The organism is TM7 phylum sp. oral taxon 349, from assembly GCA_018127705.1.
GTDB lineage: Bacteria > Patescibacteriota > Saccharimonadia > Saccharimonadales > Saccharimonadaceae > Saccharimonas.
Window position 1 is genome coordinate 342,267 of the sequence record CP072328.1, and the last position, 19,659, is coordinate 361,925.

Genomic DNA, 19,659 nt, shown 5'->3' on the forward strand with positions numbered 1-19,659 from the left:
CTATGTAAAGAATGGATGGCAAGAGCCAACCATTCTGAACTATTTAAAGATCCGTTAACATACCTATGGTTTAGGGTTGTTTTATTTTAGGTGGCTGTACCTAAATCTCTCGCAGCTAGTGTGATGTGCGCAAAAATGCTATAATATATAGTTATGTCAAAGAGCATAAAAATTATCGGTGCGCGTCAAAATAACCTGAAAAATATTGATATCGAGATTCCTCGCGATCAATTTATCGTCGTGACTGGCTTAAGTGGTAGTGGCAAATCAAGTCTGGTATTTGATACGATTTATGCCGAAGGACAACGTCGCTACGTTGAGAGTTTAAGTAGCTATGCACGGCAGTTTTTAGGTATCATGGACAAGCCGGACGTCGATAGTATTGAAGGGTTAAGTCCAGCGATCAGTATTGATCAAAAATCAACATCACGTAATCCACGCTCAACAGTTGCAACGGTGACAGAAATTTATGATTATTTGCGATTACTATTTGCGCGCGTTGGCGTGCCGCACTGTCCGGTTTGCAATAAGCCGGTACAGCGGCGCACAACGCAGGCAATTATTGACGAAATCATGAAGTTGCCAGAGGGTAAGCGACTCATGATATTGGCGCCGATCGTTGCACAGAAAAAAGGCGAATTTCAGCATGTACCAGAGCAGTATATGCGTTCTGGTTTCGCACGGGCACGCGTGGACGGTGTGGTGTATGCGCTTGATGAATTTCCAGAGTTACAGAAAAGCTACAAACATGATATTGAAATTGTCATTGATCGAATCATTATGAAGCCGGATATGATTAGCCGCGTGTCGCAGGCGGTGGAGCAGTCGCTTGATTTGGCATCGGGTGTCGTGCAAATTATGAATGTTGATAGTAGCGAGCTGCTGGTATATAGTCAACGCTATGCGTGCGTTGATCATCCGAACGAAGAAATTCCTGAGCTTGAACCTCGTCTGTTCAGTTTTAATGCACCACAGGGCGCGTGTCCGACGTGCACAGGGCTTGGTACACGACTAGAAATTGATCCAGAACTAGTATTCAATAGTAATTTAACAATCGCTGAGGGTGCAATTCGTCCGTATAATCGTATTAATGTCGATAATTTTTATATGCGCAAAATTAAAGCGGTTGCCGATGCGTATGAATTTAGTTTGCAAGTGCCGGTCAAACAACTACCAGATGATGTCCGGCAGAAAATTTTATATGGGACGGGATCTCAGAAATATCGTATTGATTTGGTAGGTGGACGCTATTACGATGCGACGTACGAAGGTGTGATTCCGAATTTAGAACGTCGCCATCGTGAGACGGAAAGCGAGTTTATGCGCAAAGATATTGAGCGCTTTATGCGCGAGCGGAAATGTACGACATGTCAAGGTGCGCGTCTCAAACCGGTTGTGCTGGCGGTGACAGTAAACGGGCTGTCGATTATGGATATGTGTAATCTTGATGTAGCAAATGCGCTTGATTTATTTAGTAAGCTAAAATTCAGCGAGTCGGAAATGCATATTGTGCGGTTGATTCTGAAAGAGATTGCGGCGCGGCTTGGCTTTATGAATAACGTCGGTCTAAACTACTTAGAGCTGAGTCGAGCGGCAAATACGCTTAGCGGCGGCGAAGCGCAGCGGATTCGTTTGGCAACGCAGATCGGTTCTGGCCTGCAAGGAGTCCTCTATGTGCTTGATGAGCCTTCGATCGGGTTGCACCAGCGTGATAACGATCGGTTAATCGCGACATTGAAACATCTGCGTGATTTAGGCAATTCGGTGCTTGTTGTTGAGCATGATGAGGATACAATTGCGCAAGCAGACTATCTGGTAGATATTGGTCCGGGTGCGGGCGTGCACGGCGGCGAAGTTGTAGCAGCAGGTACGCCAGCTGAGGTCGCAAAAAATCCTGTAAGTATAACGGGGCGGTATTTAAGCGGCGTTGAGAAAATAGCTGTACCAAAAAAACGCCGCACTGTGCAAAAAGACCGTAAACTCGTTGTGCGCGGTGCGCGTGAAAATAATTTGAAACATATTGATGTTGAATTTCCGCTTGGCGTGATGACGCTCGTGACAGGCGTGAGTGGCAGCGGCAAATCAACGCTTGTGAATGATATTGTCGCAAACGAGCTAACAGCACGGTTGCATCGGGCGCAAGCAGTGCCAGGCGCGCACGAGCGAATTGATGGTATCAATCAATTAGACAAGGCGATTGTAATTGATCAATCGGCGATTGGGCGTACGCCGCGCTCAAACCCGGCGACATACACCGGCGTGTTTACACAGATCCGTGAGTTGTTTGCAAATACGCCTGAAGCAAATATTCGCGGTTACAAAGCGGGACGGTTTAGCTTTAATGTGAAAGGTGGGCGCTGCGAGCATTGCCAGGGTGACGGCATGATAAAAATTGAAATGCACTTTTTGCCGGATGTATACGTTCAGTGTCCGGAATGTCATGGTAAGCGGTATAACCGCGAAGCGCTTGAAATTAAGTATAAAGGTAAAACGATTAGCGATATTTTGAATATGACAGTTGAGCAGGCGTGTGATTTTTTCGCGAATGTGCCGGCGATTGCGCGCAAACTGCAAACAATCAACGAGGTAGGGCTTGGCTATGTTAAACTTGGGCAGCCGGCAACGACATTTTCGGGCGGCGAAGCGCAGCGAATCAAACTTGCGACTGAATTGAGCCGCCGTTCAACTGGTAAAACGCTTTACATTCTAGATGAGCCGACGACTGGGCTGCATACGGCAGACGTTAAAAAACTACTCGATATTCTACAAAAACTTGTCGACGGCGGTAATAGTATGATTATCATCGAGCATAATTTAGAGGTAATAAAATGCGCCGACTGGATTATTGATATGGGTCCGGAAGGCGGGCAAGGCGGCGGCATGGTGGTTGCATCAGGTACGCCGGAAGACGTTGCAAAATCGCCGGAATCGTTCACCGGCAAGTACTTGAAAAAGCTTTTATAATCTATAGGGGCTATTTGCAACAACAAGCAACTTAGCTATCTTTTTTTCGAAAACAACACTTTGAATTGGCGCTTGAGCTTAGTGCGCGTACTTTCTTGTTTGAGTGCGTGAATAATCATTGGCAAAACCGATAGGAATATAATAATGAGCGCTGCGACCTCAATATTTACACCCGCTTTGGTCAAAAACTCGCCGGCGTAATATCCGAGATAGACAAACAGCGACGACCATAAGAATCCGCCGATAACGTTGTATGTAATAAATGTGCGGTAATGCATATTGCTTGCGCCGGCAACAATTGGCGCAAACGTGCGAACAATCGGCACAAACCGTGCGAGCACGATCGTGATTGAGCCGTGCTTAGCATAGAATGTTTCGGTTTGGTCGAGATATTTTTTCTTAAAGAACCGCGAGTTTTCTTTTTGAAATAATTTACGGCCGACTTTATGCCCGAATTCAAATCCGACACTATCGCCGGCGACGGCTGCGGCAAAAATAAGTAATGCAAAAATATGAATATCAATTGGTTGTCCATTAAATCCAAGAATCTGCTGTTGCACCATGTACCCGGCGGTGAATAGTAAACTGTCGCCTGGAAAAATGAATCCAATGAGCAACCCTGACTCGGCAAAGACAACGAGCAGAATTGCGAGAATTCCAAAGCTAGTGATGGCGTGAATGAGTGTTTCCACTCAACTATTATAACAATTTTTTGTATTTTTTAGTAAGTCGTTTGGCTTAAAACTATCTCTCAAGTATAATGATTGTGGTAATATAATAAATAATAACTCCGGAAACATATCCGAAAAGGAGAAATATGGGAGACAAGATAACATTGAGAGTAGATCGCCGAGAAATTTTCGGCAAGAAAGTAAAGCAGTTGCGGAGACGAGGGTTGACACCGGGTGTTGTGTATGGTGCGAATATGGAGTCGATTGCAATTCAGGCTGACGCAGGGGAGGTGGCGCGTGTATATGCGGAAGCCGGCAAGCATACGCCGGTGCAGTTGTCGGGTACGAAACACCGTATTGCGATGATTAAAGCTGCGGAATTTCATCCTATTAAGCATGGTGTTATTCGCCACATTTCATTTCATGCGGTTCGTGCCAATGAGCCGGTGGTGGCGGAAGTGCCGATCCGCCTGGCTGGCGAGGGTGAGTCAGTGGCGGAGCGTAACGGATTGGTCGTTTTGCAAGCGATTGAGAAGATTGAGGTCAAAGCACTGCCGATGGAACTGCCAGAGTATCTAGAGGTGTCGATTATGGATCTCGCGAATGCTGGCGATCGCGTTACGATTGGCGATATACTGTTGCCATCAGGTGTAGAGATTGTCGATAATGACGATGGTCGCGAAGGTACGGCCGACGACAATGTTACCGTGAAAGATTTAGTCGTTGCCAGCGTGTATGAGCCGGCTGCACTTGAAGCTGCAAACGAAGCGGCGGCAGGAGAATCGACTTCGGCTGACGCTGAGGATGTACCAGTTGAAGGCGAAAATCCAGGTGCGGAAGCAGAATAAAAGGTAGCATAAATGTTTTAATCGTCCCCCAGAATTGGGGGGCGATTTTTATTCATCAATAAACCCGCCAGACTGTCGTTGCCATAATTGCGCGTATGTACCGTTCTTTTTCAGCAACTCGTTGTGCGTGCCGTCCTCAATAATGCGACCGCGTTTCATGACAATAATGCGGTCAAGTTTGGCGATAGTTGACAGGCGATGAGCGATAACTATAGATGTACGGTTTTTCATCAACGTTTCGAGCGATTTTTGAATTAATGCTTCGGATTCCGAGTCGAGCGCTGATGTCGCTTCGTCAAGGACTAAAATTGGCGCATCTTTCAAAATTGCGCGGGCGATAGCGATACGCTGGCGTTGTCCGCCCGATAATTTTACGCCGCGCTCGCCGACAAGCGTGTCAAATCCATCGTGTAATTTCGTGATGAAATCATATGCGCCAGCTTGCTTGGCGGCTTTCTTTGCAGCGGATTTTGTTGCGCCAGGTCGTCCGTACGCGATATTGTCCAGCACTGAGCGGTGAAAGAGCAGCGGTTCTTGGGGTACATACGCAATACTTGAGCGTAAGCTTGCCTGTGTGACGTCGGCGATATTTTGCGAGTCAATTAAAATCTCACCGCTATCAATGTCAGCAAAGCGTAGGAGTAGTTTTGTTAGCGTCGTCTTTCCTGAGCCAGATGTGCCAACTAGTCCAACTTTTTCGCCAGGTTTGATGGTCAGCGAGAAATTCTTAAACAGCGTGTCACCTTGTCCTTCATCATGCGTGAATGTCACATTATTCATGACGATTTCGCCGTGCGAAATGCGTAATTTTCTCGCACTTTTATCAATCAAGCTTGTCGGTGTTTGTAGAATTTCCGCCATGTCACGCGCGTCGCCAAGCACGCGGTTATAATTGCGCATAATACCGTTCATATTCCATAGCTCGCGCGTCATTGTACCGGTGTAGGTAATGATTAGGTAAATCGCTGCTACCGATACAGTGTTATGCTGTGCAGCGTAGACGGCGAACGCGATAGCGACAACTTTGATGGTCGTCGTAATTGATGAATAAATAGCGCTCATTTTCAGAAAACCGGACATCAAATTAAATGAAGCGCTGCGCCAGTTGTTTGCTGTTTTGGTAAATTCTTTACTTTCTCGCATCTCGACGCCTGATGATTTCACTGCCATAATATTAGAGATAGCATCAGCGATTTTGCCGCTCATAGTATTGTTGGCAGCCGCTTCTTCTTCGTTTAGCTTCATCATTGGTCGCGAACCAAAATAGACCACTATAATGAAAATAACCGCGAAAATCGCCAAAAAGATAGCGTATTGCCATAACAATGTTGAGAGAACAACGATTGATCCAATAATGGAAATCACGACTGGCAGAATCGACCAAATGATAGTATCCCAGAAGCGTTCAAACGCTCCGGTAAATTTATTTGTTTGGCTAACGAGCGAGCCGCCAAACTTGTTAGCGTGGAAAAATAACGTTTCGTTTGCTAATTTGTTGAATATTTTTACATACAAATCGCGCATCACAGAGACCTCGAATGTCCACACTAGATAAAGCACTAAGCGCCAACCGATAATCTCCGACCATAGTTGTGATAGTCCGTATAATATCACGAGCTGCCATAAGTTGCTGGTGTTGCTAAGTTGTCTATGCTGGATTATGTCGAGCAGCTGCGCAATAATCAGTGGGCCAACAAACATGCCAACAATAAACGTAGTTGCCGTGGCAATAACTGCTATATTTCGTCGCCATTTATATGACTGCGATGCACGCCAAAATAAGCGCAGAATAGATTGGCTGTTTTTTGATTTTTTACTCACGATAAATCTCCTTTTTGTAGTGTTTTGCAACTTAAATTCTTATGTATTGTCGAGCGAATAAGTGAAGAGAAAATAGAGGAACTCTCTTACGAGTTCATAATAAGTAGATTATATAGCAAGATAGAGTCATGAGTCAAACTGCAAGGCTGTTTATTGCTCGTCATGGTCAAAATGAAGATAACACAAACGGAGTTTTGAATGGTTATCGCGAGCTTTTGAGACCGTGCAGATTTATCATTAATGTAAATGATTTACCAGAACCAATCGTTGTACCAGAAATTATTAAGTGCGATTTTGGCGTAATGATAGAACGACTTGATGGTTGCATAGAAGAGATGTGCTCGCCAGACACTATTAAAACTGATACGATTATATATTTTCTTAATCCCGATGATGTAGAAACATTTGATGGTGCATATCGTAAGGTCGGAACAATTTAATCGTTGGGCTTGTTTAATAAAATTTATTCTGCAGTTGGTGATATTGTGATATGACTAGTTAAAATAAGATACTTGTATTTTTAGTGTAAACGATTTACAATAAGAGTATGACAACCATCATACGCCGCGAAAGTAAATATGCTAATTTAGTGCGGGATTGTATAAAGCAATTAGGTCACGCGACTCATGCTGATATTATGCAGTACTACACCGATCGCTATATACAGGTGAGCGCAACGACAATTCACCGAATCACGCAGCGATTAGTTGAGGACGGCGAAATAGTGCTTGCACCAAAGACAAAGGATGGTGATAAACGGTTCGACGCAAATATGAAACCACACGATCATTTTTGCTGCACTCGGTGCGATTGTTTGATTGACATTACGTGTCCTGCGCCATGTCGCAAGATTCTGCAAGCCCAATTGTGTAATTGCGTGCTAGACGGTTCTTTGACGGTTTATGGTGAGTGTCAAGAATGTAGCTGTTGTAGAAAGGAGGAACATGCCGATGAATAAAGCATGCAAGTGTATAAAAACCACATGCCAAGATTGCGCTAGCAATTGTAATTGTAATTGTAATTGTAATTGTAATTGTTCTGCTGAATAGACAGTTGGCAGAATGGTATAATAAAAGAGCGACAAGGAGGGAATATGGCATTATACAATATAACGAATCGTCAGGAGTTTGAGGAGAAAGTGCTGCAAAGTGCCAATCCGGTATTAGTGGATTTTTGGGCGACCTGGTGTCCGCCGTGCCGTGCGATGGCGCCAATTTTACAGCAAATTGCCGACGAAACTAATTTTGATGTTATCAAAATTGACACGGAGGCGAGCGGTGATAATAGTGAATTGGCAAGAGAACATCGCGTGCAAGGTATTCCGAATATGAAGGTCTTTGCGGGGGGCAAGGAGATTCAAGAACTGATTGGCATGAGACCGAAGCAGGTCTTGATTGATGCGCTCGAAAAAGCCGTGAAGAAGTAGGTGAACGGCTGAGTAACTTTATGTCGAGCCCGTTGCTTCTTCAGCAAATTGCCGACGATGATATGAACGCGGCGTTTCGCGCCAAAGGGTGGACGCCAGTATATACTGCGTCACCCTATTCACGTATTGTGCTAGTTGGGCAAGCGCCGGGGCGAATCGCACAGCAAACGCATAAGCCGTGGAATGATGCAAGCGGGCGATTGTTGCGCCAGTGGCTGGGTGTAAGTGATGAGCAGTTTTACAATCCTGATTTGTTTGCGCTCATGCCAATGGATTTTTATTATCCTGGCAAAGGTGTGCACGGCGATTTGCCGCCGCGAAACAATTTTGCCGCAATGTGGCATCCGCGGTTGCTGGAGCGTATGTCGTATGTGCGTTTAATAATTTTAGTTGGCGCATATGCACAGAAATATTATTTAACGGGACACGCTAAAAAGAATGTAACTGCAACGGTAGCGCAATTTGATGCGTATTTACCGAATTATTTTCCGCTTGTGCACCCGTCGCCGCTCAATATTGGTTGGCGTAAACGTAACCCATGGTTTGAAGCGGAGGTGATTCCGATTTTGCAGAATGTAGTAAAGGAGGCGCTGGCATGACGACGTACGATACTAAGCGAATATATGAAGATGCGAAGCCAGGCGATGGTTACCGTGTTTTGGTTGATCGATTGTGGCCGCGCGGCATAAGCAAAGATAAGGCGGCGCTTGGCGAATGGTGCAGAGAGATTGCGCCAAGCAATGAACTGCGGCAATGGTTTGCGCACGATCCTGCTAAGTATGATGAGTTTAAGGTAAAATATTTACAAGAGTTGGCGAATAATCCTGAAGCGGCAGCAGCTCTTGCGCGTTGGCGTTCTTATACGCGAGTTACACTGCTCTATAGCGCAAAAGATACAGCACATAATCAAGCAGTAGTGTTGTTAGAATACTTACACTTGCATGAATCAGACAATCTAAGGGTTATTCCATAGTAGTATGCTATTGTCGTGAACCAAAACGCGCTATTCGCGATATAATAAACATATGAATGCGGCGCTTAAGGAAAAATTGAAAACGCTCCCGCGCACTCCAGGCGTGTACTTTCATAAGTCTAAAGACGATGAGATTATTTATATTGGCAAGGCGGCTATTCTGAAAAATCGCGTGCGGCAATATTTTCAAAGTAAGGCTGATATGGACGTAAAAACGCGCGCATTGGTAGCGGAAATCAATGATACCGATTGGATCGAAACTGAAAGTGAAATGGATGCGCTATTTTTGGAAAGCGAAATGGTGAAGCGTTATATGCCGCGCTATAATATTTTGTTGCGCGATGATAAATCGCAAACATTCGTCCGTATTGATATGAAGAGCGAATGGCCGACGGTAACGTTTACGCGGAATCCGGCAGACGATGGTGCGACATATATTGGTCCGTTCTATAGTGGCTTTGCAGTGAAAAAAGCGCTGCGGTATTTACGTAAAATTTTTCCATATTATATTAAGCCGCCGAAACGTGAACGTATGAATCTAGAGGAACAAATTGGATTGGCGCCAAGTGCTGATATGACGAGTCAAGAATATAAAAAATCACTGCGCAAATTGATTAGATATATTGAAGGCGGGCGCATGAAAATCGCCAAAGAAATTGAGTGCGACATGAAGCGGGCGGCGCGCAGCCAAGAGTTTGAAACAGCTGCGCAGCTGCGCAATAAGTTGTCGTACATGCACGAACTGCAGCGGCGGATTATGTTCGGCGACCGCGAGTTTTTGGATATATCAAAAGACCAAGCATTGGCGCAATTAGCTCAATTGCTCGGATTGCAATCACCGCCAGCGCGCATTGAGGGCTATGATATTTCGCATATGAGCGGCACGAATGTAGTGGCGAGCATGGTAGTATTCACAAACGGTGTGAGCGACCGTGCGCAGTATCGTAAATTTAAAATGCACGTGCAGCGTAACGACGATACGGCAAATATGCGCGAAACGATTCGCCGCCGTTTTAGTGCAAAAAATGTAAAAGCATGGGGTATGCCAGATTTACTGCTCATTGATGGCGGTAAAGGACAGTTGAACGCGGTACTATGTGAATTAGAAGTTCTCGGCGTGAATGTGCCGGCGATTGGAGTGGCGAAGCGCGATGAAGAAATTGTGATTGCAAAAGGTCGTTCGCCGATTGACGAGTCGTATATCGAGAAAATGGTAGCGAAGCCGACCCCTGGTGCGGTGGTGATTGATTCAAGCGGATACTATTTTGTGAATTTACATGTCGGGCGGCAGAATGCCGGTTCGCATTCAAAGAATTTGCGCGGTGGTGATGCGCCTAGTCCATACGAAGACACGATAAAACTATTTCAGCGTATTCGCGACGAGGCGCATCGATTTGCTGTTAGCTATCACACGACGCTGAAGCGGGCGAATGCGACTAAGAGTGTTCTTAGTACGATTACCGGCGTTGGTTCGGCGACGCAGAAAAAACTTGTGCGTGCATTTGGCAGCGTGCGCGGTGTGCAGACGGCAAGCGAAGAGCAGCTGCGAACGGTTGTGAATCCCGTGTTGGCGGCACGTATTCGGGCAACGTTTATGGACAACGGCTCGAAACTCTAGCGAAATATATCGTAATGCGCTATACTAAGATGAAATGAAAAGGCAGTTCTTGACGTTTATATTGCGCTGGATCTTGAATTCGTTTGGTCTGTGGGTTGCTGTGCGTATTTTCGGGACGGGATATAGCGAAGTGCAAATTAGCGCTGGAGCGCCGGCATTTTTGATAGCTGGGCTTATTTTTTCGGTCGTGAACGCTGTACTGAAGCCGATTGTTATTATTTTGTCGCTGCCAGCGATATTGATCACGCTTGGATTCTTTACTATCATTGTCAATGGCCTGATGGTATGGGTTTCTCTGAAATTGGCACCTGGATTGCAAATGACATTTTGGAATTCGGTATTGACGGGCTTAGTATTGAGTTTGGTAAACTATATAGTAAGCAGTTTGCTTGAATTGGAGTATACTCAAGCGCGGGAGGAGGATTAGGCGATGAATATAACGATGATATTACAGATTGCAACAATTGTATCAGCCGTGCTGATGGTGATTGCAATTCTGCTGCAGCAACGCGGCGCAAGCCTTGGTGCTGGATTTGGCGGCTCTGGCGAGTTATATACCACGCGGCGCGGGCTTGATAAGAGTTTGTTTGAAGTGACGATTTTTTTGGCAGTGATATTTGTATTATCAATTATTGCGTCGCTCGTACTGCCAAGTTTATCATAATGGGGCTGGTGTGTGAGCGATTTGGGCGACCTACAACCAAAACCGCAGCGTTCCGCACTGAACCGTAAAGATATTACGCGTCGATTGAAGCGTGCTGGCGGCGTAACGCAGCGTCATGCGCGGCGTTTTATTCTGCGGCGCATCAATAGTGTTCGGTTGGTGACTGGTGAAATTATTACGTGGCTGGCAGTTGTTGGCATTTTGGTTGCAACGCTTGGATTGCAGCAAACATGGGGTAACGTGTCGGCGTATATGCAGGGCGGGTATCGTTCGGGTGGCGTATACGCCGAAGGTATTGTTGGTTCGCTTGATACACTTAACCCGTTATTAGCATCAAATGAGGCGGAGGCGTCGGCGGCGCGGCTGATGTTTTCAAGCTTATATCATTATGATGCAACTGGCGCACTCCATGCCGATGTTGCGTCGTCCATGACGATACGCGATTCAAAAATCTACACTGTCACACTGCGCGACGCAACGTGGCAAGACGGACATGCGCTTACAGCGGACGATGTTGTGTATACTATTGGGCTTATTAAAAATCCGCAAACGCGCTCGCCGCTACGCGTTAATTGGACAGACGCGGTTGTGAAAAAAATCAATCAGCATACTGTTGAATTTACGCTGCCGACTGTTTATGCAGCGTTTCCGCATGCGCTTACATTCCCGATTGTGCCGAAGCATCTTTTGCAAAATGTCGAACCGTCGGTGCTCCGTGAGTCGTCGTTTAGCCAAAATCCGATTGGAAGCGGTCCGTTCAAGTTTCGCCGCCTGCAGACAGCAGGGTTGTCGAATGCTTCAAAGGTGTTGCAGCTTGTGCCGCATACAGAATATTACAACACTACGCCTCGTGTTTCGCGTTTTGAATTACGCGCCTACACCGATGACGCAGCGTTTACGAAAGCTATCAAGAACAGTGAAGTGACCGGTGCGGTAAGCGCGCCGGCGGCGCTTGCGCATAGTAAGCGTCCGTCGCAGTACCGCGTCATATCGGAGCCGCTTAATAAGGGCGTGTATTTACTGTTTAATACAAGAAATCCGGTGCTGCAGGACAAAACAGTGCGCCAAGCTTTGCAGCTCGCGACAGATACGGCGGCAATTCGCCAAGCAGTCGGCGGCGGCGTGCAAACGCTAGATGGTCCGATTCTACATTCAATGTTCTCAAGCGGAGAGGTGCCGCGTGCGTCAAAGCCAAACACTGAAAAGTCCGCTCAGCTGCTTGATAGCGCTGGATGGAAGATAAAGAATGGCTCGCGACATAAGGGCGACCAAGAACTAAAGCTGACTATCACAACGACGAATAGTAGCCAGTATAGCAAGATCATTGATACGGTGAAGCGGCAATGGAATGCGGTTGGTGTGTCGGTTGATGCTAATCAAGTCGATACAAATTCGGCAGTTTCAAATTTTGTGCAAGGTGTGCTGCAACCGCGCGATTTTGACGTGCTGCTGTATGAACTTGCGCTTGGCGCCGATCCGGACGTGTATGCGTACTGGCACTCGTCGCAAGCTTCAGCGACAGGCTATAATTTTTCGAATTACTCAAATCAATTGAGCGACGCGGCGCTTGCAAGCGCGCGAACTCGGTTGGAGTCAAATTTGCGCATGGCGAAATATGCGCAGTTTGTACGGCAATGGCTGAGCGATGTGCCGGCAATTGCGCTATACCAAGCGTCGTCGGAATATCTTGTCAACACGAATGCGTACATCGTTAAGCCGAAAGGGTCGCTGCCTGAGTTATCGGATCGCTATGCTCGTGTGAGCGAGTGGTCGGTTTCGCCGGCAACTGTTTACAAAACACCGTGAGCTACAGTATAATGATGAGGTATTTTGCTATCGCATGGTACAATTTGCAATATGCAGACGTGGCGGAATTGGTAGACGCGCTAGCTTGAGGGGCTAGTGAGCATTGCGCTCGTGGAAGTTCAAGTCTTCTCGTCTGCACCAGACTATAAGGTAAAAAGAATAAATGGCGCGTTGGCGGAGCGGTTACGCAGAGGTCTGCAAAACCTTTTAGACGAGTTCGACTCTCGTACGTGCCTCCACGAGATGGCTCCAAAAGGGGGTCGTTTTTTATTTCAAATACGGTACAATAGAATATAAGCGCAGATGGTGGAACTGGTAGACACGTTAGACTTAAAATCTGATGCCCAAAAGGCGTGCGGGTTCGATTCCCGCTCTGCGCACCAAACTTGAGTAGGGGATATTGTGTTGAGGAAAAATAATAGCTGCAGATTTATCTTACGCATATGGCGTGCAGTGAGTGTACGTTTCGCGGTGGCGTGGCAGGCGGTTAGCGTCTTTTTCACTGCGATATGGTATAAGTGGAGTATCCGGCGGTATGATTTTTTGAGCCGCCGCCCGCACCGCAGTTTTTGCCGTACACGCCGCCGCGATTATACGCGCAGTTTGAAACTGCCGGGCTACATTGCGTTTACGCGCCAGGTGAACCATATGTTGCGTACGCATTGGCGTATATTTGCGCCGATGATTGTGATATATGCGACGATCATGGCATTTGCTGGTGCAATTACGAGTCAGGAAGTGTACAATTCAGTCGGAAAACTAATATCTGATTCAATGAATAACTTGTTTGATGGCGGTATAAACTCGCTTGCGCAGGCGGGACTAACAGTATTAGCATCGTTTTCAATAAACTCGTCGTTGCCGGCTGACCAGCGATTATTAATGGTATTGTGTTTGATGATGGTGTGGCTGACGACAGTTTGGCTGCTGCGCGAAATAAAGATGAACCGCCGCCCTCGGTTGCGCGACGGATTGTATAATGCGAGTGCACCGATGATGTCGACAGCACTCGTCCTGCTAGTGTTGCTCGTCCAATTATTGCCGGTTGGCATCGCGGCGCTATTGTATGCTGGGTTGTCATCGGCTGATTTGCTGAGTACTGGATTTGCACGCATGCTGTTTAGCGTTTTTGCAGCGGTGATCGCGGCACTCGTACTGTATTGGATTTCAAGCACAATTATTGCGCTTGTTGTCGTGACACTGCCGGGGATGTATCCGATGCGTGCAGTCAAAGCGGCAGGCGATTTGGTGGTTGGGCGGCGCTTGCGGATTATGTATCGATTGGCGTGGGGTGCGCTTTGCGTTCTATTGACCTGGCTGGTAATTATGGTTTCTATCGTCATGCTCGACAGCTGGCTATCGTCAATGTGGTCGTGGTTAAAAAACGTGCCAATTGTGCCGTATGTTGGCGTGGTCGTTGTCGCATGGTCGGTCGTGTGGTATGCCGCATATGTATACCTGTTGTATCGAAAGGTTGTTGACGATGACGCGAAGCCGGCTTAATGAAATCAAAAAGCTGCTGAGCAAATACAGTTACGAGTATTACGCACTTGATCAGCCGTCAGTAAGCGATGCGGTATATGACAGCTTAATGAGCGAGCTGAAACAAATTGAAGCGGCGCATCCGGCATGGATAACGCCTGATAGCCCGACGCAGCGTGTCGGGAATAAACTGTCTGATGGTTTTGCAAAAGTTCGTCATCCGCGGCGTATGGTTAGCTTGAATGACGTGTTTGATAAAGACGATGTTGTCGCGTGGGTGAACCGGATTGATAAATTATTGCCGGCGGAGAATCATGAATTCTTTGCTGACATAAAAATGGACGGACTAGCATGCGCGCTTATTTATATTGATGGCATATTTACACAAGCTGTGACGCGCGGTGATAGTTTCGTCGGCGAAGACGTAACGAACAATGTGCGAACAATTAAAAACGTGCCGCTACGCTTGCATGAGACGAAAGGCTATGAAATTTTTCTGCGTGGGCGTACAGAAATTCGTGGTGAAATTATCATGCTCAAAAAAGACTTTACAGCGTTGAATGAACGCCAGCGTGCTGCGGGTAAGCCTGAGTTCGCCAATCCGCGGAACCTTGCGGCGGGCACAATCCGCCAGCTTGATCCGAAGCTTGTGGCGGAGCGACCGCTCCGCTTTCGCGGCTATGACATCATTCGCGACGATGCCGACGATGTGCCGACAAATAGCTTCGCCTATCAGGCACTGACAGCGCTTGGTATTACGCGGAATAAGCAGGCAAGCGTGTTCACGGATATCGCGGGAGTGATGAATTTCGTGAATGAGTGGGACGAGAAACGCCAGAAGTTGCCATTTAATACTGACGGTTTGGTGATAAAAATTAATGACCGGATACGTTTTGATGAGCTCGGGCTGGTCGGTAAGAATCCGCGTGGTGCTGTGGCGTATAAATATGCTGCCGAACAGGCGACGACAATTGTGCGCGACATTGTCATATCAATCGGGCGTACAGGTGCGGCGACACCAGTGGCGGTGTTTGATCCGGTTGTCGTGGCGGGTACAACGGTGCAGCATGCGAGTTTGCACAATGCTGATGAGATCGCGCGGCTGGACGTGCGCCGTGGCGATACGGTGGTGGTCTTTAAGGCTGGCGACATTATTCCGCAAATTGAAGCTGTGCTTGTTGAGCTGCGCCCGAAAGATACGCGGCCGATTGATTATCCGGCGGAACTGGCGCGGCAGTATCCAGAATTGAAGTTTGTCCGTCCTGAGGGCGAAGCGGTGTATCGCGTGAAAGGCTTGAGTGGTCCGCTTATTCTGAAACGCGCACTGAAGCATTTCGCGTCGAAAGGTGCGCTTGACATTGACACGCTGGGCGAAAAAAATGTTGAAGCTCTGGTTGATGCAGAATTGGTGCGAGACTTGGCGGATATTTACACGCTCGCAAAAGAGCAATTGTTGACGTTGGAGCGTTTCGCGGATATTTCGGCGCAGAAATTAATCGACGCAATTGCTGCTAAAAAACAGCCGCCGCTGGAGCGCTTCGTGTACGGACTAGGGATTCGCCATGTCGGCGCGCAGACAGCAATTGATTTGGTGAATCATTTTGAGAGTCTTGATAAACTAGCGCAGGCAGGGATTGATGAGCTGCAATCGGTTGATGGCGTTGGCGTCGTCGTGGCGGAATCAATCATGGCGTGGTTTGCAGATGAGGATAATGCGGTGCTCCTTGAAAAGTTTACCCTGCTCGGCGTTACGCCAATCTACAAGGCAAAGCGGGGCGAGTTAGCTGGTAAAAGTTTCGTTATCACTGGCACGTTGCAGTCGATGTCTCGCGATCAGGCGGCTGAGAAGATCCGTGCACTTGGCGGAACATTCCAAACTAGCGTCGGCAAAGACACAACCTATCTGGTGGCGGGAGGAAAAGTTGGGGCAAGTAAATTGGCGCGGGCAGAGAAATATGGTACGAAAGTTATTGATGAGCCTACATTTCTCTCGATCGTAATAGCCAGATAATGGTTCAGCCAACTAACCCGAAACACTCAAAGTAAAGCGCAGATAAGTTAGCAGGTCTTTTGAATAGCTTGGAGTGGTTGGTAACCAAGGAGCGGCAATTTGTCGTAGCCGTACCATTTGTCGGTAATAATTAGGCTGTCTGGCTTTACATTGTCTTGGATAAATTCTTCAAGAACAGCTCTATCTCTACCATCGTAAAAGCCGCCTGTTATGCACAAAGCTAGGCGTCCGGTATCCTGCTCAATAACATCAGATATTACGTAGGTGGCTTGTTTGCTCTTTAGCTTCGAGAAGTAGCTCTCATCGGCTTGAACCAAGCCCTCTAGCGTCGCGGCGGCGTTTGACGGGTTTTTCGAAAGCGAGAAAATCACCTAGAGACAGTCGGGTAGCTAGCGCCTGCAAACAGTATGATTGCCTCAACGCTTTTACGATGCTGCCAGCCCAGATTAGCTGGAATAGCTGCCTAGAACTTAGCTTCATGTCATACAGCCGGGGAACCATGCCAGGCAGTGGCTCTAAACTTCTTGCGGCACATTTTGCACTACAAATACCTCAGAAGATAGTTCTCTTGCAGTTTACGCCCGCACAATGGGCACAGCACCTCCTTTCCGAATAGTTTGTTAATGAGCTGCCAGCACTTCTTATTGCTAGTAAAGTTTGATATGTTAGACATACGGAGCATCTCCTTCCAATTAGTTGTTTTTTACATATCTAATTTTACGGGATGTTCCGTTTTGGCACTCTTATCGCAGGCGCCTTCACTCTCATCATTGGCGTCCGCCTCCGCAAAGACTGGCAAGCATAAGAGCCCTAAGGAACAGAGAGAGTAGCTGCATAAGCACAGCGCTATCCCACAAACCGAAGCGGCGAACAAGGATGAGTTCGCCGCTTTTGGCGGCGTCGTGCCATTAGTGATGGGTAATCGCGCGAATAATTATTGTAATGAAAAGCTGGTATCATTTCTTGGGAAAGGTGATTATAATAGCAGCAGATGTCCCGCCCCAAACCAACCATTCGTCAACTAATCCGTGCGCTTTATAGCGTGGCAAAAACATCGCTGCGAATCGCGCCTGTCATGTCGATACTGCAAATTGCTGGCTCGGTGATTTCTGCCGGGTTGTCAATCGCTACAACGTATCTAGCTGCGCTTACGACCACGGCGCTCGCCGAAGCGTACGCAGGTGACCATACGGCAGGTGGTCGTGTGGTGTGGCTAGTGGTGGCAGTGGCACTATTAGACGTGTTGACAACTGCATGGTGGGGTGTTTTCGATCGCTACGTGAGCGAGCTTATGCGGTTTCGTATCAAAACTGCCATGTCAGATGTGATGTACGAGCGTTTTTGCGCGATTGAGTTTTGGCGCTATGACGATAAGGACACGATTGATATGTATGAGCGCGCCAAAGAATTTGCGCAATTTTTTCCATATATTTTTGCGCGTTTAGCAGATGTTGTAACGCATACGTTTACGTTTATATTTACGGTTTGGGTGCTTATTGCGATTAACGCGTGGCTGGGGCTGGCGGTTGTACTCGCTGCAGTTCCGAGCATGATCGTACAGTTTCGTTTATCGCGGCTTAATACAAACCATTGGCGCGAAAATGTCGAAACGCGCCGGCGCGCAAACTGGATTGAATGGGAAATGCTTAAACCGCAAAAGATGATTGATTTGCGGCTGTATGGATTGGTTCGTCACTTGCTTGATATGCGTACGGTGCTACTTGAAAAAGATCAAAAAACGCGTATTGATTTTGAGCGGAAATTTTTGGTGAAAAGACTCGGTGCGGAATCGTTTCAGGCGGCGGTGGAGATTAGCGCGCTCGTGTGGATCGTGTGCGAAATCGTCGCGCACCGACAGCCGATCGGCCAGTTTTTATTTGTGCAGCAAACAGCGGGTCGCGCGCTCGGTAGTGTCGGCAGCTTGGTCTCGGCGGTCAATAGTATGGACGAAGATCTGGCAAATTTATTTGATTACCAGCGGTTCATGGAGCTGCCGATCGCCAAGCAGGGAGGCAAAATAGTATCGGCGTTGCATCGCGATATACGATTCAAGGATGTAAGTTTTCATTATCCGGGCAGCGATACGCTTGTGCTTAATCATATCAATTTGACTATTAAGCGCGGTCAGCATGTTGCACTTGTTGGCGAAAACGGCGCGGGTAAAACAACACTGCTGAAATTGCTTGCGGGATTATATCAGTCAGTTAGCGGCGAAGTGGTAGTTGATGGCGTGCCGCTTAAGTCGGTCGATGTGCAAACGTGGCACCGGCAGCTAGGCGTGCTCAGCCAAAATTTTACGCAGTATGATTTCGCGACAGCCGCCGAGAACGTGTGGTTTGGTGATGTGTCAAAAACGCCGAGTCAGGAGCGAGTGAACGCTGCGCTACGCGAAGCCGAGGCGGCAAAATTTGTCGCCAAGCTACCGAAAGGCGTCAATAGCTACGTGAATCAGTGGATGGAGTCCGACGACGGCGTGAAAGGCGTAGATTTGTCGGGCGGACAATGGCAGCGGTTGGCACTTGCCCGTAATTTTTACCGCGACAGTCCAATTGTTATTTTAGACGAACCGACGAGTGCGATAGACGCGCTAGCGGAGGCTCGCATTTTCGACCGGTTGTTCCAGCAAAAACAAAAGACGATTATTACTGTATCGCATCGTCTGAGTACAGTTGAGAAAGCTGATATGATTTTCATGCTCGCGCATGGTAAAGTTGTCGAGTATGGTACGCATGCCGAGCTTGTTGCTCGGCACGGCGCGTACTACCATATGTTTGAATCGCAGCTTCGGCATAAATAATTATAAGCAGGCGGATGTCTTTGCTACGTTACTGTGCGCCCGCGCTATTCGGGTGGCATTAAGCACTTGCATTTTACTGGTGAATACGCAATACTATTAAATATGCTGGTACGCAATGGGGTGCCCGTTGCGATTAAAAAATAAACATCAAAACTTCCGTGCCCCGGGTGGGCGCGTAACAGCACGAAAGTCGCCTCTAGAATTTGGGGCGATTTTTTGATACGATAGTAGTGATGGGGCATTAGCTCAGTTGATAGAGCGCAGCATTCGCATTGCTGAGGTCGCGAGTTTGACTCTCGCATGCTCCACCATATTCGGGTGGATTTGGGAAAGTTTGCGGGAGATTAGCTCAGTTGGCTAGAGCGCAGCATTCACATTGCTGAGGTCACAGGTTCGAGCCCTGTATTTCCCACCACAAACTAGTATATTATGCGGGGTATTAGCTCATTTGGCTAGAGCGCTTCGCTGGCAGCGAAGAGGTGAGGAGTTCGAATCTCCTATACTCCACCAAATTATACAGGCAAGCATTGTTGCTTGTTTTTTTATTTTTCAGGCATTGTTGCACAACCCAACCCTCA

At 47.4% G+C, this 19,659-nt stretch carries 17 protein-coding genes and 6 tRNA genes; 20 read left to right on the top strand and 3 right to left on the bottom strand.

Features of this window, described 5'->3' with window-relative positions:
* Nucleotides 1-153 precede the first annotated feature (153 nt).
* Nucleotides 154-2,964: an excinuclease ABC subunit UvrA gene (gene uvrA, locus J5A52_01790; GenBank protein ID QUB37812.1), complete on the top strand. Its 2,811-nt coding sequence runs from the start codon at nucleotides 154-156 to the stop codon at nucleotides 2,962-2,964.
* A gap of 35 nt (nucleotides 2,965-2,999) precedes the next feature.
* On the opposite strand, the gene J5A52_01795 is transcribed toward uvrA, so the two are convergent.
* Nucleotides 3,000-3,656 (bottom strand): VTT domain-containing protein, encoded by a 657-nt coding sequence (locus tag J5A52_01795; GenBank protein QUB37813.1) that lies wholly within the window; start codon nucleotides 3,654-3,656, stop codon nucleotides 3,000-3,002.
* 125 nt (nucleotides 3,657-3,781) lie between these two features.
* Between J5A52_01795 and J5A52_01800 the strand changes: the two genes are divergently transcribed.
* A complete protein-coding gene (locus J5A52_01800; GenBank protein QUB37814.1) occupies nucleotides 3,782-4,483 on the top strand; it encodes a 50S ribosomal protein L25 in 702 nt (233 codons plus the stop codon).
* A 48-nt stretch (nucleotides 4,484-4,531) separates the two neighbouring features.
* Here J5A52_01800 and J5A52_01805 read toward each other — a convergent pair whose 3' ends face one another.
* The gene (locus J5A52_01805) at nucleotides 4,532-6,304 is read right to left on the bottom strand and encodes an ABC transporter ATP-binding protein (GenBank protein ID QUB37815.1); all 1,773 of its coding nucleotides are present in this window, start codon (nucleotides 6,302-6,304) and stop codon (nucleotides 4,532-4,534) included.
* Nucleotides 6,305-6,432: 128 nt separating this feature from the next.
* Here J5A52_01805 and J5A52_01810 point away from each other — a divergent pair, with 128 nt between their 5' ends.
* From J5A52_01810 to ligA, 14 genes are all read left to right on the top strand, one after another.
* Entirely contained in the window at nucleotides 6,433-6,744 is a 312-nt protein-coding gene (locus J5A52_01810; protein QUB37816.1) for a hypothetical protein, read from the top strand.
* Nucleotides 6,745-6,851: 107 nt separating this feature from the next.
* Nucleotides 6,852-7,262, top strand: coding sequence for a transcriptional repressor (locus J5A52_01815; GenBank protein QUB37817.1), 411 nt, complete (start codon nucleotides 6,852-6,854; stop codon nucleotides 7,260-7,262).
* 135 nt (nucleotides 7,263-7,397) lie between these two features.
* On the top strand, nucleotides 7,398-7,730 hold the full coding sequence (locus J5A52_01820; GenBank protein ID QUB37818.1) for a thioredoxin family protein: 333 nt from the start codon (nucleotides 7,398-7,400) through the stop codon (nucleotides 7,728-7,730).
* Between the two features lie 20 nt (nucleotides 7,731-7,750).
* A complete protein-coding gene (locus J5A52_01825; protein ID QUB37819.1) occupies nucleotides 7,751-8,329 on the top strand; it encodes a uracil-DNA glycosylase family protein in 579 nt (192 codons plus the stop codon).
* Nucleotides 8,326-8,703 carry a DUF488 domain-containing protein gene (locus tag J5A52_01830; protein QUB37820.1) on the top strand — a complete coding sequence of 126 codons (378 nt, stop codon included), beginning with the start codon at nucleotides 8,326-8,328 and terminating at the stop codon, nucleotides 8,701-8,703. The genes J5A52_01825 and J5A52_01830 overlap by 4 nt, the downstream gene beginning before the upstream one ends.
* Nucleotides 8,704-8,755: 52 nt before the next feature.
* Nucleotides 8,756-10,321, top strand: a complete 1,566-nt coding sequence (locus tag J5A52_01835; protein QUB37821.1) for a GIY-YIG nuclease family protein — start codon at nucleotides 8,756-8,758, stop codon at nucleotides 10,319-10,321.
* Between the two features lie 34 nt (nucleotides 10,322-10,355).
* Nucleotides 10,356-10,748 carry a phage holin family protein gene (locus J5A52_01840; GenBank protein QUB37822.1) on the top strand — a complete coding sequence of 131 codons (393 nt, stop codon included), beginning with the start codon at nucleotides 10,356-10,358 and terminating at the stop codon, nucleotides 10,746-10,748.
* Between the two features lie 3 nt (nucleotides 10,749-10,751).
* A complete protein-coding gene (gene secG / locus J5A52_01845) occupies nucleotides 10,752-10,985 on the top strand; it encodes a preprotein translocase subunit SecG (protein QUB37823.1) in 234 nt (77 codons plus the stop codon).
* A 12-nt stretch (nucleotides 10,986-10,997) separates the two neighbouring features.
* The gene (locus tag J5A52_01850; GenBank protein QUB37824.1) at nucleotides 10,998-12,791 is read left to right on the top strand and encodes a peptide ABC transporter substrate-binding protein; all 1,794 of its coding nucleotides are present in this window, start codon (nucleotides 10,998-11,000) and stop codon (nucleotides 12,789-12,791) included.
* Between the two features lie 53 nt (nucleotides 12,792-12,844).
* Nucleotides 12,845-12,932, top strand: a tRNA-Leu gene (locus J5A52_01855).
* 24 nt (nucleotides 12,933-12,956) lie between these two features.
* Nucleotides 12,957-13,030: transfer RNA gene (locus J5A52_01860), tRNA-Cys, on the top strand.
* A gap of 58 nt (nucleotides 13,031-13,088) precedes the next feature.
* Nucleotides 13,089-13,174 (top strand) — tRNA-Leu (locus J5A52_01865).
* Between the two features lie 70 nt (nucleotides 13,175-13,244).
* Nucleotides 13,245-14,294, top strand: coding sequence for a hypothetical protein (locus J5A52_01870; protein QUB37825.1), 1,050 nt, complete (start codon nucleotides 13,245-13,247; stop codon nucleotides 14,292-14,294).
* Nucleotides 14,275-16,284, top strand: a complete 2,010-nt coding sequence (ligA, locus tag J5A52_01875) for an NAD-dependent DNA ligase LigA (GenBank protein ID QUB37826.1) — start codon at nucleotides 14,275-14,277, stop codon at nucleotides 16,282-16,284. Before J5A52_01870 ends, ligA begins: the two co-directional genes overlap by 20 nt.
* A gap of 47 nt (nucleotides 16,285-16,331) precedes the next feature.
* Here ligA and J5A52_01880 read toward each other — a convergent pair whose 3' ends face one another.
* Entirely contained in the window at nucleotides 16,332-16,655 is a 324-nt protein-coding gene (locus tag J5A52_01880) for a hypothetical protein (GenBank protein ID QUB37827.1), read from the bottom strand.
* Between the two features lie 620 nt (nucleotides 16,656-17,275).
* Here J5A52_01880 and J5A52_01885 point away from each other — a divergent pair.
* From J5A52_01885 to J5A52_01900, 4 genes are all read left to right on the top strand, one after another.
* The gene (locus J5A52_01885; protein ID QUB37828.1) at nucleotides 17,276-19,081 is read left to right on the top strand and encodes an ABC transporter ATP-binding protein; all 1,806 of its coding nucleotides are present in this window, start codon (nucleotides 17,276-17,278) and stop codon (nucleotides 19,079-19,081) included.
* 235 nt (nucleotides 19,082-19,316) lie between these two features.
* A tRNA-Ala gene (locus J5A52_01890) sits at nucleotides 19,317-19,392 on the top strand.
* A gap of 27 nt (nucleotides 19,393-19,419) precedes the next feature.
* Nucleotides 19,420-19,496: transfer RNA gene (locus J5A52_01895), tRNA-Val, on the top strand.
* An 18-nt stretch (nucleotides 19,497-19,514) separates the two neighbouring features.
* Nucleotides 19,515-19,591 (top strand) — tRNA-Ala (locus J5A52_01900).
* The last annotated feature ends 68 nt before the right edge of the window (nucleotides 19,592-19,659 follow it).

Coding starts and splice junctions, on each gene's coding strand:
- uvrA (QUB37812.1), top strand. CDS start 154: ATGTCAAAGAGCATAAAAATTATCGGTGCGCGTCAAAATAACCTGAAA.
- J5A52_01800 (QUB37814.1), top strand. CDS start 3,782: ATGGGAGACAAGATAACATTGAGAGTAGATCGCCGAGAAATTTTCGGC.
- J5A52_01810 (QUB37816.1), top strand. CDS start 6,433: ATGAGTCAAACTGCAAGGCTGTTTATTGCTCGTCATGGTCAAAATGAA.
- J5A52_01815 (QUB37817.1), top strand. CDS start 6,852: ATGACAACCATCATACGCCGCGAAAGTAAATATGCTAATTTAGTGCGG.
- J5A52_01820 (QUB37818.1), top strand. CDS start 7,398: ATGGCATTATACAATATAACGAATCGTCAGGAGTTTGAGGAGAAAGTG.
- J5A52_01825 (QUB37819.1), top strand. CDS start 7,751: ATGTCGAGCCCGTTGCTTCTTCAGCAAATTGCCGACGATGATATGAAC.
- J5A52_01830 (QUB37820.1), top strand. CDS start 8,326: ATGACGACGTACGATACTAAGCGAATATATGAAGATGCGAAGCCAGGC.
- J5A52_01835 (QUB37821.1), top strand. CDS start 8,756: ATGAATGCGGCGCTTAAGGAAAAATTGAAAACGCTCCCGCGCACTCCA.
- J5A52_01840 (QUB37822.1), top strand. CDS start 10,356: ATGAAAAGGCAGTTCTTGACGTTTATATTGCGCTGGATCTTGAATTCG.
- secG (QUB37823.1), top strand. CDS start 10,752: ATGAATATAACGATGATATTACAGATTGCAACAATTGTATCAGCCGTG.
- ligA (QUB37826.1), top strand. CDS start 14,275: ATGACGCGAAGCCGGCTTAATGAAATCAAAAAGCTGCTGAGCAAATAC.
- J5A52_01885 (QUB37828.1), top strand. CDS start 17,276: ATGTCCCGCCCCAAACCAACCATTCGTCAACTAATCCGTGCGCTTTAT.